This is a genomic window from Streptomonospora mangrovi (genome assembly GCF_027604915.1).
GTDB lineage: Bacteria > Actinomycetota > Actinomycetes > Streptosporangiales > Streptosporangiaceae > Streptomonospora > Streptomonospora mangrovi.
The window spans coordinates 147,176-161,802 of the sequence record NZ_JAJAQC010000009.1; the positions used below are offsets into that span (position 1 = coordinate 147,176).

General features: G+C 75.3%; 9 protein-coding genes. 2 read left to right on the forward strand and 7 right to left on the reverse strand.

Translation table 11 applies throughout. The features are described from left to right. Positions 1-18: 18 nt before the first annotated feature. The 4 genes from corA to LG943_RS07885 all read right to left on the reverse strand — a co-directional run bounded on the left by corA (position 19) and on the right by LG943_RS07885 (position 6,743). Positions 19-996 (reverse strand): magnesium/cobalt transporter CorA, encoded by a 978-nt coding sequence (gene corA, locus LG943_RS07870; protein WP_270071541.1) that lies wholly within the window; start codon positions 994-996, stop codon positions 19-21. Between the two features lie 227 nt (positions 997-1,223). Then, entirely contained in the window at positions 1,224-2,060 is an 837-nt protein-coding gene (locus LG943_RS07875; RefSeq protein WP_270071542.1) for a thioesterase family protein, read from the reverse strand. Then, positions 2,053-4,947 (reverse strand): FAD-dependent oxidoreductase, encoded by a 2,895-nt coding sequence (locus tag LG943_RS07880; RefSeq protein ID WP_270071543.1) that lies wholly within the window; start codon positions 4,945-4,947, stop codon positions 2,053-2,055. Before LG943_RS07880 ends, LG943_RS07875 begins: the two co-directional genes overlap by 8 nt. Beyond that, positions 4,944-6,743 carry a fatty acyl-AMP ligase gene (locus tag LG943_RS07885; protein WP_270071544.1) on the reverse strand — a complete coding sequence of 600 codons (1,800 nt, stop codon included), beginning with the start codon at positions 6,741-6,743 and terminating at the stop codon, positions 4,944-4,946. Before LG943_RS07885 ends, LG943_RS07880 begins: the two co-directional genes overlap by 4 nt. A gap of 854 nt (positions 6,744-7,597) precedes the next feature. Here LG943_RS07885 and LG943_RS07890 point away from each other — a divergent pair. Both LG943_RS07890 and LG943_RS07895 read left to right on the forward strand, forming a co-directional pair. Then, complete coding sequence (locus LG943_RS07890) at positions 7,598-8,815, forward strand: cytochrome P450 (RefSeq protein WP_270071545.1); 1,218 nt, start codon at positions 7,598-7,600, stop codon at positions 8,813-8,815. A 155-nt stretch (positions 8,816-8,970) separates the two neighbouring features. Beyond that, a complete protein-coding gene (locus tag LG943_RS07895; RefSeq protein WP_270071546.1) occupies positions 8,971-10,368 on the forward strand; it encodes an alpha/beta hydrolase domain-containing protein in 1,398 nt (465 codons plus the stop codon). Positions 10,369-10,466: 98 nt separating this feature from the next. Here the strand turns inward: LG943_RS07895 and LG943_RS07900 are convergent, their stop codons facing one another. The 3 genes from LG943_RS07900 to LG943_RS07910 form a co-directional block, all read right to left on the reverse strand. Further along, the gene (locus LG943_RS07900) at positions 10,467-12,065 is read right to left on the reverse strand and encodes a PTS transporter subunit EIIC (RefSeq protein WP_270071547.1); all 1,599 of its coding nucleotides are present in this window, start codon (positions 12,063-12,065) and stop codon (positions 10,467-10,469) included. A gap of 39 nt (positions 12,066-12,104) precedes the next feature. Beyond that, positions 12,105-13,064 carry an N-acetylmuramic acid 6-phosphate etherase gene (murQ, locus tag LG943_RS07905; RefSeq protein ID WP_270071548.1) on the reverse strand — a complete coding sequence of 320 codons (960 nt, stop codon included), beginning with the start codon at positions 13,062-13,064 and terminating at the stop codon, positions 12,105-12,107. Positions 13,065-14,099: 1,035 nt separating this feature from the next. Continuing rightward, complete coding sequence (locus LG943_RS07910; protein WP_270071549.1) at positions 14,100-14,597, reverse strand: GbsR/MarR family transcriptional regulator; 498 nt, start codon at positions 14,595-14,597, stop codon at positions 14,100-14,102. Positions 14,598-14,627 lie beyond the last annotated feature (30 nt).

The window sequence follows — 14,627 nt, forward strand, 5'->3', positions numbered from 1 at the left end:
CGCCGCTCCGGGGCGGCCTCACAGCCACTTGTTGCGGCGGAAGAGGACGAAGAGGGTGGTGCACACCGCCACCATGAAGAGCAGGACCGCCGGGTAACCCCAGGTCTGTTCCAATTCGGGCATGTGGTCGAAGTTCATGCCGTAGACGCCGGCGATCATGGTGGGGGCGGTGATGATGGCGGCCCACGCCGAGATCCGCCGCATGTCGTTGTTCTGCTGCACGCTCACCTCGGCCAGGTAGGCGGCCATGACCTGCGGCAGCAGTTCGTTGAGGGAGCCCACGCGCGCCTCGACCTGCACGGCGTGGTCGTGGACGTCGCGGAAGAAGGGCAGCACCTCGGCGTTGACCCGCACGGCGTCGCCGCTGGACATGGCCTTGAGCACCGGGATCAGCGGGTCCACGGCGCCGTGGATCTGGAGGCCCTCGCGCTTGAGGGCGTAGATCTGGGGCGCGAGTTGGCCCTTGCCCGAGAGCAGGACCTCCTCCTCGATGGTGTGGACGGATTCTTGGAACTTGTCGGCGGTCTCGACGTAGGCGTCCACGGCGGCGTCGAGCACGCCGTAGAGCACCACCGGCGGGCCGAAGCGCAGCATCTCCTTGTCGGCCTCCAGGCGGCGGCGCAGGCCGGCCAGCGGGTTGGCCTCGCCGTGGCGCACCGTGACGATGAAGTTGGCGCCGAGGAAGACCATGACCTCGCCGGAGCGCATCTCCTGGGCGGCGTCGTCGTAGACCAGCGCCTTGCACACGATGAAGGTGATGTCGCCGTAGCGCTCCCACTTGGGCCGCTGGTGGGCGGTGACGGCGTCCTCCACCGCCAGGGGGTGCAGGCCCAGTTCCTCGGCGACCAGGTCGAACTCCTCGGCGGTGGGCTCGTGCAGCCCGATCCAGCAGAAGGAGCCGTTGTGGCTTTTGACGGCCTGGTCCAGCGCGTCGCTGATGTCGCCGTCGACGTCCACGCGGCCGCCGGAGTGGTAGATGGCACAGTCAACAATCACCAGAGCATCGTAGAGCCGAATTCACCACGCTCTGACCGGGTTTCCGACACTTGTGCGCTGAATTAACGTTCGACCCTTTTCTCGGAAATGCGAATGCTGCCGGTGAATACTCGCGTGCCGTGTGTGCCGCGTATTTCGCCGTGGGCACCGGGAACAGGTCGTGTCATGGGCGGGCTCGCGCGCCGGTCCTCCGGGAACTCCCGGACCGCCGCCGCGCCCCGGCCGGCTCACCCGGTGCCGGGGGCCGGGGAGTCGGGGATCCGCACCGCCGCGATCTGGGTGGCCTGGGCGACCAGCCGGCCCTTGGCGTCCCACAGGTGCGCGGCCAGGTCCATGGTGCCCGCGCCCACGTCGGTGGCCCGCAGCCGGGTCCGCAGCGCACCGGGCGCCGGCAGCCGGCGCAGGTAGGCGCTGAACTGGATCGTGGGCGCCCAGCCCGCGACGCCCAGGTCGAGGGTCGCCGAGGGGATCGGGTCCAGGGCCACGAGCACGCCGAGCGGGTCCCAGGCCGAGCCGTCGGCCATGCGCTGCCAGCCGAGGACCAGCCCCCGGCCCGAGGGCTGCCCGACCGCGAACCCCAGCAGGCCCGGGTCGAGGCGGTGCTCGACCGATTCCAGCAGCGGCGCGCTCAGCCCCAGTTCGGGCACCTCCGGCAGGGCCAGGAAGCACTCCTCCTCCGGCGGCAGCTCCGGCGGCGCGGCGTCCGACCACCAGGCGTCGCGGTCCTCCAGCACGCCCTGGGTGAACAGGCACTCGACCTTGGGGCGGCCGTCCTGGAGCAGGCGGGCGCGCAGGTGGGAGGAGGTGCGCCCGACCCGCAGCACCTCGACCTCGGCGACCGCGCCGCCGGGCGCGGCGGCCTCCAGGAAGGACGCGCTCACCGCCGTGGGGTGCGGGCGGTCCTCGGCGGTGAGCGCGGCGGCGCGGCCCAGGACCGCCAGCAGGTAGCCGCCGTGCGGCTTGCCGCCGACGCTCCAGCGGGGGTCCAGCGTGGCGCCGAACTCCCGCACCGGGCCGGCCGTGCCGCGCGGGCGCACCTCGGTCGCGGTGCCGAAATCACTCATGGGGGGTCCTTTCCGGAGGATGATGGCGGAACCCGGGGCCGGGGACGGCGACGGGAACCTGGCCGGGAGCGGGACGGGGCGCGGTGCCGGGATCGTCGCGGCCGGGACCGGGACCGGGACCGGGGCCGGTGCCGGGACCGGTGCCGGGGGCCGGTTGGGTGCCGGGTGCCGCCGCCGACCCGGCCGGCAACTCGTCCGGCAGCGCGGCCAGGCGGTGTGCGACCTCCTCGACGGTGGCCGGCTCCAGCAGCAGGGTGGGCGGCACGCGGCGGCCCAGCCACTCCGCCAGGTCGCCCTGCACCCCCGCCACCGCCAGGGAGTCCACCAAGTGGTACTCCAGCGGGTCTCCCGCGTCGACCGGACCGCCGGTCTCGGCGGAGATCCGCGCCAGCAGCCAGTCGCGGATCTCGGCGGCGCCGCGCCCGCGCGCCGGCGGGCCGCTCGCGGCGGGCGGGTCCGCGCTCCGCGCCGGGTGCCGGCCGGTCGCGGGGGGCCGGCCGGCCGCCACGGGCGCCTCGGCGGTGTCGGCGAAGAAGCGGCCGACCAGGTCGCGGGAGTAGGCCACCGTGGTCTCGACCAGCTCGAAACCGAGCAGGCCGCCGGCGTAGTAGGTGCGGTCGCGGCCCTGCATGCGCTCGAACCGGTCGAGCACGCCGTCGGCGAGGTCGGCGGCGGGGAAGTGCGGCATGAACGGCCACCGGCGCACCAGCAGCACCTCCTCCACCCGCCCGCCCAGCCGGGCGACGTCGGCCCGCACCCGGGCGGCCGCGCCGTCGGCGTCGAGGTCGTCGGCGCCGTAGAGGTAGCCGGTGTGGACGTCGCTGCCGGCGTGGCGGTGGTGGTAGGCCACCAGGTGCCCCGGCTCGGCCCCGGCGGCGGTGTGCTCGCCCACCAGGTAGAAGCCCTCCCGGAGCAGGCCCGAGGCCCGGAACACCACGGTGCGGTAGTCGACCGTGCGGATCCGCGCCGCGAGGTCGCGCTCCTCCTCGGTGGTGTCGAGCAGGTGGGCCACCCGGTCCAGGGCCGGGGTGAGGACCAGCGCGTCCGCGTGCACCGTGCCGCCGCCGGTGCGCACCGCCACGCCCTCTGCGCCGCGCTCCACCGCGCGGACCTCCACCCCCGTCCGCACGTCGGGCAGCTCCTCGGCCACCCGCCGCCACAGCCGCGCGAAGCCGTCGCGGACGGTGAAGGCGCCCGCGTGGCCGGTGGGCACCGGACCGGTCGAGAACAGGCCGGTCAGCTCGGCGTATTTGACGAAGTACAGCGCGGGCAGGTCGCCGCGCAGGTGGCCGTAGCCCGAGGCCGTGTAGCCCTCGCCCAGGGACGCCGCCATGGCGGCCAGGCCGCCGCCGTCCAGCCACTCGGCCACGGGCCGGGCCAGGTGCGCGGCGGAGTGGGCCAGGCCGGGGCGGCGGATGTCGGGGAAGTGCTCGGCGCGCAGCCGCGCGTAGCGGGCGAACGCCTCAGGGCGGAAGAACGCGGTGTCGGGGCGGCGGGCCGCCCCGGCGCCGGGGTCGTGGACGCGTGTGGGCGTGGCGTCCTCGGTGCCGACCCCCAGGTCGGCGGCGAGCCGGGTCAGCTCCGCGTACTCGGGGGTGCAGATGTGGGCGCCGAGGTCGTAGGCGCGGCCGTCCACGCGGATCGACGCGGACTTGCCGCCGACCTCGGGGGCGCTCTCCAGCACCACGGTGCGGTGGCCGCGCCGCTCCAGTTCGCGGGCGGCCGACAGCCCGGCCGGGCCGGCGCCGATGACGCACACGGTCAGCGGGCGGTGCGGTCGCCCGCCGCCGGCGGGCGGCGCGGCCAGGATGGGGGCCGGGGTCGGGGCCGGGCCGGTGCGGGCCGCGTGCGCCGCCCGGTAGACGAGGGCGCGGACGTGGTTGACCGAGGCGGGCTCGTGCGGCGACCGCGCCAGCGCGATGCCCAGGCCCTCGGGCGCCCGCGCCGGGTCGAACAGGAGGGAGTCGGCGAGCGCGGTGTCGAGCAGGGCGTCGAACCGCAGTTCGGCGACGGTGCGGTAGGGGTGGAGGTCCTCGGGCCACAGCCGGGCGGGGTCCAGCGCCGCGCGGTCGGCCTCGGGATCGGCGCCCAGGGGGTAAAGCTGCACCTGGAGCAGGACGGTGAACCCGCCGCCGTCAATCTGGGCGCGCAGCGCGTCGCTGAGCAGGGTCGGCGGCCGGTCGTCGCCCGGCGCGCGGGGCGGCGACTGCGGCGGGGTGACCGGGAACCGCCGGCCGGCGGGGTCGTGGCGGCCGGGGTCGGGGGCTCCGGCGAAGGGGAGGACGCGGTAGCGGGCCAGCCACGGGCGGCCGGTGCCGTCCACATAGGCGCGCGGCACCTGCGAGTGGTAGTGGTAGCGGGGGTAGGGCGCGGGGTCGCGGACCTGCTCCCACACGGCCGCGCGCAGGCCGGGGTCCGCGCGCGCCATCTCCTCGCGGTCGGCGTCGGTGCCGAAGGTGAAGCGGTGGAAGTGTGCGGCGCTGCGCGCGAACAGGGTGCGCCCGGTGTTCAGGGTGAGGGCGAACGCGGCGCGGCCGGGGTCGTCGGGGTGCGCCGGGTCGCCGAACAGCAGCGAGGCGCCGCGGGTGCCCGGCGGCACCTCGTCGGCCCGCTCGCCGCTGCTGTAGCGGGCCAGCACCGGCACGCGGGTGCCGGGGGCGAGGAAGGGGTGCGGCGCGGGGCCGCCCGGGTCGGCGGTGAACACCGCCTCGCCGCGCACGCCGACGGCATGGGCGTGGAAGAAGCGCCGGCGCGTGCGGCGGGAGGCCCGCACCATCACCTCGAAGCGGGACAGCAGCGCGGCGAAGTCGGCGTCGTGGTCGTGCAGGGCGGGGTCGTCGGGGCCGGTGGAGAAGCGCAGCCCACCCGCGCCGCCGAGGGCGCTCACCGCGCCACCGCCGCCGCGTCGGCGCCGGCCGCGCCGCCGGCGCCCGCCAGGTAGGCCGCGCGGCAGGCGGCCCGGCGGATCTTGCCGCTGGTGGTCTTCAACACCAGGCCGCGCCCGCCCACGACCACGTCGTCGCAGGGGATGCCGTGGGCGTCGGCGACCGCGCGGCGGACCGCGCGCACCAGGGCGGATTGGTCGGCGGGGGAGGGCTCGGCGGTGGTCTCCACCAGGACGACCAGGCGCTCGCCGGCGGCCGCCGCGTCGTCGGCGGGCACCGCGAAGGCCGCCACCCCGCCGGAGCGCACGAGGGGGTGGCAGCCGCGCACGGTGTCCTCGATGTCCTGCGGGTAGTGGTTGTGGCCGCGCACGATGATCATGTCCTTGAGGCGGCCGGTGACGAAGAGTTCGCCGTCGTGGAGGAAGCCGAGGTCGCCGGTGCGCAGGTAGGGGCGGGGGTCGCCGTCGGCCGTGCGCGCCTCGAAAACCTCGCGGGTCTGGTCGGGCAGGCCCCAGTAGCCGCGTGCCTTGGTCACGGAGTCGACCCAGATCTCGCCCACGCGGCCGGGTTCGCACGGTTGCCCGGTGTCGGGGTCGACCACGCGCAGGCGGGCGCCGGGCTTGGTGATGGTGCCGCAGCCGTAGTAGACGGCGGCGGGCCGCGCGGGGTCGTCGCCGACGGGCACGGCCCGGCCCAGCTTGATGGCGTCGGGGTCGACCCGCAGCGGGCCGCTGCCGCCCATCGTGAGGCTCAGCGTGTGCTCGGCCAGGCCGTAGGTGGGGTAGAACGCCGTGGGCGCGAACCCGGCGTCGGCGAAGGCGGCCAGGAAGCGCTCGACCGTGGCGGGCCGGATCAGTTCGCCCGAGGAGCCCGCCACCCGCAGCGACGACAGGTCCCAGCCGGCGCGCTGCTCGGGGGTGGTCTTGCGCACGACCAGGTCGAACGCGAAGTTGGGGGCGGCGGTGTGGGTGGCGCGCACCCGCGAGGCGACCTCGAACCACACGGCGGGGCGGCGCAGGAAGCTCAGCGGGGACAGCACGTGGGTGCGGGCGGAGTGCCCGACCAGGGTGTTGAGCAGGAAGCTGATCAGACCGAGGTCGTGGAAGTGCGGCACCCACGTGACCGCGGTCGTGTCGTCGCCCAGGTGGAGGTCGCGGGCGATGGAGTCCAGTTCGTGGTGGATGTTGCGGTGGGTGACCACCACGCCCTTGGGTGTGCCGGTGGAGCCGGAGGTGTACTGGAGGAACGCGGGGGAGTCAACGTCGGCGGGGGTGTGCCAGCGGCCGAGGTCGGGGGCGTGGTCGGGCACCGGACCGGGGCGGTCGGTGTCGGCCCAGGGGAGGTCGGGCCAGGCGGGGGCGCCGGGCGCCGGCGGCCGGGCGCGCGCGCCGGCGTCGAGCAGTTCGCGGTAGGGGCGGTGGGTCAGCACGAGGTCGGCGCCCGAGCTGGCGGCGACGGCCGCGAGCACCCCGATGTCGTGGCCGGGGCGGAACGGGTTGGGCGGCGCGACCGGGACCGGCACCAGTCCCGCGGCCTGGCAGCCCAGGAACGCGCTGACGAAGTCGAGCGAGGGCAAGTACACCAGGAGCGCCCGCGCGCCGGGGGACAGGCCGCGCGCGGCGAGGTCGGCCCGGATGTGCTCGGCCTCCCAGGCCAGGCGGCGGGTGGTCATGGTGTCGACGTCGCGGCCGTCGTCGTCGGTGAAGACGAGGAGTTCGCGGTCGGGGACGCGGTCGTGCAGGTCGCGGAACCGCTGCGGCACGGACCGCTCGGTCCGCTCGGTGTGCGTGTCGTCCACCCGTCACCCTCTCCGCGCGGCGCCGGACCGTTCAGACCTGCGGTGAGCAGCCGAAAGTCCGTCGAAAGTCAACGCCGCGGTTCCGTCGTTCCCCGGTCAATTCGGAAACACCCTACCGAGGCCGGGTAAAAGTGAGTTGAAATCCGCCCGGGCGCCCGGTGAGGGGCGGCGGGATTCCGTGCGCGGTTACCGGTCGGTATTTCAACGGAATGGTCGGCGTGGTGATCGTCTAACACCGCCGGGACGTGGCGTGCGTCTCATTCCCGTATTTTCCGTGCGGTCCGGGGGAGGCGCGCCGGGCGCGCGGCGGGGGCGGCGGTGCCCGGACGCAAGGTCGGGGCGCGCCCGGTGGCGGAAGCCGGACCCCGCCGCCGAAGGGAGCGCGGTGCCGGACAGGGGCCGCCGGCCCGTGCGGCGGCGCGGCCGCCGCGCCGCCCGCCGGTATCCGGGCGTCGGTTACCGCCGTTCCATGACCGCCGCAAATCCGCCGCGCCGGTGTTTTCCCAGGGACGAACCAGGGGGTTTTGCCCATCTCGCAGGCGCGAAATAGAGGCGCCGTTTGCCGTAGGCGCGGAGTCGGGCATATCCAGGTCCGGGACCGGTGAACGGGGTGCCGAAACCGCACCGCCGCGCGGAAGCGAGGTGACACCCGCCGTGCTCGGAAAAAGCGGCGCTTGGACATCCGGATACCGCGTGGAATTCCCCCATTGCCCGGCCGTGATTTCCGCCCCGCGATCCCGCGCGGGAATTTCCGGCCGGCCCTCTCCCGCCCGGGTGCCGGCGGCGCCGGGGAGCGCCGCCCGGCGCCGCCGCTCCGCCCGCCGCAGTTCCGACCGCCAGAGTGAGGTTCACCCATGACCGAGACGACCACCACGCCCCGCCCGCAGTACCCCTTCAGCTCCCGGGGCGACAGCCTCGCCCCCGAACTGGACGACCTGCGCGGCGAGTGCCCCGTCGCCCCCGCCCTCAGCAGCGCCGGCGCGGAGGTCTGGCTCGTCACCGGCCACGCCGAGGCCCGCCGGGTGCTGGCCGACACCCGGCTCTTCGACCGCGCGGCGGTGGGTCGGCCCGGCGCCCCGGTCCAGGACACCCCCGTCCACGCGCCCGAGGTGGTGGACGCCATGGGCTTCCTGCGCCGCGCCGGCCTGGCCGGCGAGGTCCGGCGGGCCCTCGGCCCCGAGCACCCCGACCTGCCCGAGGCGTGGGTGCGCGCGGTGGTCCGCCGGGAACTGGCGGCCCTGCTCGTCGGCCCCCGGCCCGGCGACCTCCAGCACCACCTGGCCGCGCGGGTGGCCGGCGAGGTGATGTGCCGGCTGGTCGGGATCCCCCTCGCCGACCTCCCGCGCGTGGCCGCGCTCGCCGACGGCGACGCCGCCCTGCGGGGGCCCGGCGCGGAGCCCGCGCACGACCGGGCCGGGATGCGGCGCTATCTGGCCGGGCTGATCGCGCAGGTCCGCGACGGCACGGCGGCCGCCGCCGGCATCCCGGCCACCGGCCTCCTGCACCGCCTGGTCGCCCGCAACGACCCCGCCCGCGGCCTGACCGGCGACCAGTTGGCCACCATCCTCGCCCACTTGTTCGTCCTGGGCTACGCCGACCTGACAAGCTTCCTCGGGGTGGGCGCCCACAACCTGCTGCGCCGCCCCTGGGCGTTGGAGGAGTTGCGCGCCGACCCCGCCGGCGCCGACCGGCACATCGAGGAGCTGCTGCGCCTGAGCGTGGTCCTGGGCAGCGCCCTGGCCCGCATCGTCACCGCCGACACCGAACTGGCCGACCAGCCGCTGAGCGCCGGCGACATGGTCCTGGTCTCCACCGACGCCGCCAACCACGACCCCGAGGTCTTCGCCGACCCCCACCGCTACGACCCCCGGCGCAGCCCCAACCCCCACATCCGCTTCGGCCACGGCCCCCACCACTGCCCCGGCGCCCCCCTGGCCCGCCGCGTCGCCCGCATCGCCTTCACCGAGCTCGCCCACCACCGCACCCTCCGCCTCGCCGTCCCCCCGGAGCACCTCCAATGGCGCCCCGACCACACCGCCATCACCCTGACCGCCCTCCCCGTCCGCTGGTAGGCGCGGGGCCGCGCCGTGGCGGTGCGGTCACCCGTCGTGAAGACCGGTGGAAACGCCGATGCGCTGGGTGCGGGGCGGGGGTTGGATGAGGAACGCCCCTGTTTATTCGCGTTCGGGGCGGTGGTTCCGGCGCGAACGGCGAAAGGCGTCCCCTGGTGATATCCCCCCTGCCCCGGCGCCGGCTGCGGCCGGCGCCGGTCCTCGCCGCGGCCCTGGCGCTGCTGTGCGCGGCGGCGCCGGCGGTGCCCGCCGCGGCCGACGAAGCCCTGCTGCCCGTGCCCGTGCCCCAGGTCGAAGGCCCGCTGCCCGGCACCCCGCCGGGCGACCCCGCGTCCGACGACATCGCCGACACCTATCCCTTCTTCGCCACGACCGAGGACCTGGACGCCTTCGACTACGTCGAGGAGGAGTTCGTGGTCTCCGGCACCGCGCGCGTCTACGCAGACGGCGCGGTCGCCTCCGAGCACCCCTACCGGACCCGCATCGTGGTGCGCCGGCCCGAGCGCGAGCGCGACTCCGCCGGCACCGCGCTGGTGGAGTGGCAGAACGTCACCGCCGGCAACGACATCGACGCCCTGTGGGCGCCCAGCGCCGAGCACATCATGCGCTCGGGCTACACCTGGGTGGGGGTGTCGGCGCAGAACGTGGGCGTGGCCCACCTCGCCGAGTGGAGCCCCGCCCGCTACGGCGACCTCGACGTCACCGACGGCGGCACGGTCACCGGCGACGCCCTGTCCTACGACGTCTTCTCCCAGGCGGGGCGGGCGGTGCGCACCGGTGCCGTCACCGGCGGCATCGACATCGACCAGGTACTGGCGATCGGCGCCTCGCAGTCGGCCGGGCGCATGACCGCTTACTACAACCAGGTGCTCCCGCTCGTGGAGCCGGTGTTCGAGGGCTACGGGTTCGCCGTCGGCCCCGCCCCCCGGGGCGACCGCCCCGAACCGGTGTTCCAGGTGCTCTCCGAGACCGACGCCGCGCTGACGGCCGCCCCGCCCCAGGACACCCCCCGGTTCCGCCTGTGGGAGGTCGCCGGCACGGCCCACTCCGGCTGGGCCGGCCACCGGGCGCGCCAGGGCGTCGAGGAGCGCGACCTCGGCGGCCAGGCCGACTACCGGTGCGCCGAGCCCCCGTTCAGCCGGGCGCCGCTGCACCACGCCCTCAACGCCTCCTACGACCACCTCGCCGCCTGGGCGCGGACCGGCACCCCGCCGCCCGCCGCCGACCGGATCACCCGCGACGCCCAGGGCAGGATCGCGCGCGGCGAGGACGGCCACGCCCTGGGCGGCATCCGGCTGTCCCAGGTGGAGGTGCCCACCGCCCTCAACACCGGCAGCAACCGGCCCGCGGGGCCCGGCAACGAGTTCTGCGTGCTCTTCGGTTCCCACGTGCCCTACGGCGAGGACCGGCTCGCCGAGCTGTACCCCACCCGGGCGGGCTACCTGGCCGCCGTCGCCCGCGTGGAGCTGCGCAACGTGCGCGACGGCTACGTCACCCGCGCCGACTCCGCGCGCAACCGGCGCGAGGCCGCCCTCTCCGGGGTCGGCGGATAGCGCGCGCGGCGGTAAACAGCGCGAAGGGGTGCCCGCGAGCCTCCCGGCCCCGCGGGCACCCCCGGTGCGCACCGACCCCCGGCGCGCCCCGCGCGGCCTCAGCCGCCCGAGGCCGCCCCGGTGCCGGCCGTCGAGCGCTTCGGCGCGGTGGGGTCGTCGGCCGGGGTCGCCTCGGGCGCCAGCGACTCCGCCGCGTTCAGCTCGGCCAGGCTCTGCCGGTTGAAGCCGAAGAAGTAGGTCAGCAGGAACCCGGCCACATAGCCCACCAGCAGGCCCAGGCCGTAGACCAGCACCGCCGCCCCGATGCCCTGGTTGCCCTGCACCAGGGGGAACAGCGCCCAGCCCGAGGGGCCGATCGCGGTGGAGCCCGCGCTCACCCCCAGTTGGTTGGCCAGCCCCAGGAAGCTCCCGCCCACCGCGCCGCCGGCGCAGGCGGTCAGGAACGGGCGGCCCAGCGGCAGGGTCACACCGTAGATCAGCGGCTCGCCCACGCCCAGCAGGCCGGCGGGCAGCGCCGAGCGGATGGTGGCGCGCACGCCCTCGTTGTTCTTGAGCCGCAGGTAGACCGCCGCGGCCGCGCCGACCTGCCCGGCGCCGGCCATCGCCAGCACCGGCAGCAGCACGGTGAAGCCGTCCACCTCGATCAGGGTGGTGTGGATCGGGATGAGCGCCTGGTGCAGGCCCAGCATCACCAGTGGCAGGAACAGCCCGCCCAGCACCAGCCCCGCGACGGCGCCGGCCTGGCCCAGCAGCCAGTCGGCGCCCACGCCGATGGCCGCCGACACCTCGCCGGCCACGAACATCAGGCCGTAGACCGTGACCAGGCCCGACACCAGCACCGCGATGGTGGGGGTGAGCAGGATGTCCAGGGTGCCGGGCACCCACCGGCGCGCCCACCGCTCGACGTAGGCGCACAGCACCGCCGCGCCCAGCGCGCCCAGCACCCCGCCCTGGCCGGGCGTGAGCTGGACGCCGAACGCCTGCACCTCGGCGATCCCGGCGAACGGGATGATCGCGGCCACCGCGCCGCCCAGGACGGGCGTGCCCCCGAACTCCTTTGCGGCGTTCATGCCCACGAACACCGTGATCAGCGAAATGAAGCCCTGGGCGATCGCCCGCATGGCCGGAAGCGCCGGGGTCAGCCAGCCCAGGTTGGTGAGCACGCCGGTGACGCCGGCCAGGATCCCGCAGGCGATCAGCGCGGGGATCAGCGGCACGAAGATGTTGGCGACGCGCCGCAGCAGCAACTTGAACGGGGTGGCGTTGCGCCGCTTGTTCTCGGCGCGGATGGCCGCGCCCCGGGCGGCCAGCGCGGCGGCGTCGGCCTCGGGGCCGGGGCTGGAGGACGCGCCGGTGGCCAAGGCCGGGTCGGCGCCCGGTTCGGTGGCGGCTCCGGTTGCGGGGGAGTCCGCCGAGCCGGCCGCGGCCCGCTCGGCCTCGACCAGCCGGCGGAACTCCTCGGCCACCTTGGACACCGCCGCCGGCCCCAGCACGATTTGGAAGGTGTCGTCATCGACCACGCCCAGCACCCGGGGATGGTCGCGGACCTCCTGGTCGCGCACCCGGGCGCGGTCGGCGACGCCGACGCGCAGCCGGCTGATGCAGTTGGCGATGGAGGTGACGTTGCCTTCGCCACCGACCAGCGCGAGGAGGTCCCGCGCGGTGGCCGCGTGGTCGGGGGCACCCGAGTCGCTCATTTCCTGCTTCCTTCCGGGCTCGGGGGAGGGGGTGGGACGTCAGTCCCGGCCGGCGGCCGATTCGACCGCCTCGCGGAGCCGGCCGCCGGAGGCGTCGAGGAGGCGCGCGGCCTCCTCGGCGTCGACGCGGCCGAGGATCGTCAGGATCGCGGTCTTGACGTGGCCACCGGCCGCGGACAGGGCGCGGCGCACCTCGTCCTCGTCGGCGCCGGTGGCCATCTCCACGATCCGGTGCGCCCGCACGCGCAGCTTCTCGTTGGTGCTGCGCAGGTCGACCATGAGGTTTCCGTAGGTCTTGCCCAGCCGGATCATGGTGACCGTCGACAGCGTGTTCAGGACGAGCTTCTGGGCGGTGCCCGCCTTGAGCCGGGTCGAGCCGGCGATCAGCTCGGGGCCGGTCTCGACCTCGATGGGGTGGTCGGCGGCGGCGCCCAGCGGCGAGCCCGGGTTGGCGGACACGCCCACCGTCAGCGCGCCGCGCTCGGCGGCGTGGCGCACGGCGGCCACCGAGTAGGGGGTGCGGCCCGAGGCGGAGATCCCGACCACGGTGTCATCGGCGGTGAGGTCCAGCGCCTCCAGGTCGGCGACGGCGGCCTCGGCGTCGTCCTCGGCGCCCTCGACGGCGTTGTGGATCGCGGTGGGTCCGCCCGCGATGAGCCCGACGACCTGCCCGGGGGCGGTGTTGAAGGTGGGCGGGCACTCCGAGGCGTCCAGCACGCCCATGCGCCCGGCGGTGCCGGCTCCGACGTAGATGAGGCGCCCGCCGCGGTCCATGCGCTCGGCGATGGCGTCGACGGCGGCGGCGATGGCCGGGGCGACGGCGCCCACGGCGGGGGCGACGCCGCGGTCCTCGTCGTTCATGGCCCGCACGATGGCCTCGGTGCCCATCCGGTCGATGCCGCTGAGGTCGGTCCGGCGGGCCTCGGTCGCCAGCGCGGCGAGGTCGGCGCGCAGGTCGCGCACGGAGTTCTCGGCCCCGCTGGTGTCAGTAGTGGCCATGGGCAGGAGCAGTCCCTTCCGACGCGCACCCGGTGGTGAGATGTTCGTTGTGTCGTAAATTTCCACCCGTGATGGGACATGTCAAGTAGGAAATTTTCCGGGACGGGTGCTACAGGGGAGGCGCGGAACGCGAAACCCGCGTAGGGGAGGGGTCTGTGGCGGTTCCGGGAAGCGCGAGGCGGCTGCGCGGGGTCGGCGGTCATCGGTCGCGGGGGTGGTGGCGGTGGTGGGCGACGGGGCGGCGACGGCGGCGGGTGCTGGGGGTCGGCGGTCATCGATGCCCGGTGCGGTGCTCGGGGTGGCGACGAGGCGGTGCGGCGGCGGATGGCTGGGGCAGGCGGTCATCGCGGCGCTCGGCGATGGCTGGTGTGTGCGGCGGGGCGGTGACGGCGGGGGTGGCTCGGGCGGGCCCGATCGGCTCGGCTCGGCTTGGCGGCGGCCGCGCGGGCGAACGAGAGGCGGGGCGCGGGGCGCCTGTCGCCGGTCTCGCCGTCTGTCTGTGGTTGGGAGGGGCCTCCCGATTCCCGAAACGGGACAAGTCAGTCATCGGGGGCTGATATCTCACATGGTGAGAAGAAAACGGCCTCTTGCGCCACGAGATGCGCCTGCGGATCGCCCTTCCGAAGAAAAGCGCGGGATCGCCGCCTCCGGAAACGGGCATGGCGGACAAAACGGTGGGCGCTCGCTTCGGGTGTCTTAATCATGCGGACACCGAGCCCTCTGTGGGTCCTCTACGAGGTCGCTGCCGCCGCCGTGGGGAGGGGCAAAAAGAGGCATTGCGCAACTAAATGCCGCGCCGAGTGCAGGCGAGGTGCGGACCGCTTCACCCTCCCCGTTCGCAGGGCGATCCCAGGCGGAAACGGCGCCGTGGCCCGCGCCACCCCTTCGTCGCCGACCCCGGTCACCCGCCCCGCTGGCTGCTGGCCGCGCGCCCGAGCCGCCCGCCGTCGCCGCCCCGCCGCCGCCTCACCCCTCCGCCCGGCGGTCGGCGGTCCAACCTCCTCCTGTCGGAGACGGAACCCCTCGACGCGGTGGCTACGACGTGCGCGCCGTCCGCTCCTCCTCCTGCGCTCGCCACTTCTCCAGCAGCAGCGGGATCTCCCGGCGGAGGAAGGCGAAAGCCCGGCTCACCTCGTCCAGGCGCTCGCCCACGGGGGTGTCGGCGCCGAAGACCTCCACGCCCTCGCGGGCGCCGGTCTCGAAGCGGGTGTAGACGTCGAGGTTGGCGGCCACCGCGTCGAACCAGGCCGAGGGGCGCGCGCAGTAGTGGTCGCGGCGCTGCCCCGGTTCGCGCTCCCGGACGACCATGCCGACGTCGATGAGGTACTTGACCGCCCCCGAGATCGCAGAAGGCCCGACCTGGAGGCGTTCGGCGAGGTCGGCGGCCGTGCGGCGGCCGTTCTCGGCGGTCAAAATCGAGGCGAACACCCGCGCCGCCATGCGGGGGTACCCCGACTCCCAGAGCAGGACGGCGAACTTCTCGGCATACCGCCGTTCCGCCATGTCGCGAGCGTCGTCTCCAACTTCGGCCATGCGCGCCAGCCTACTGTCTCTCACTAAGTT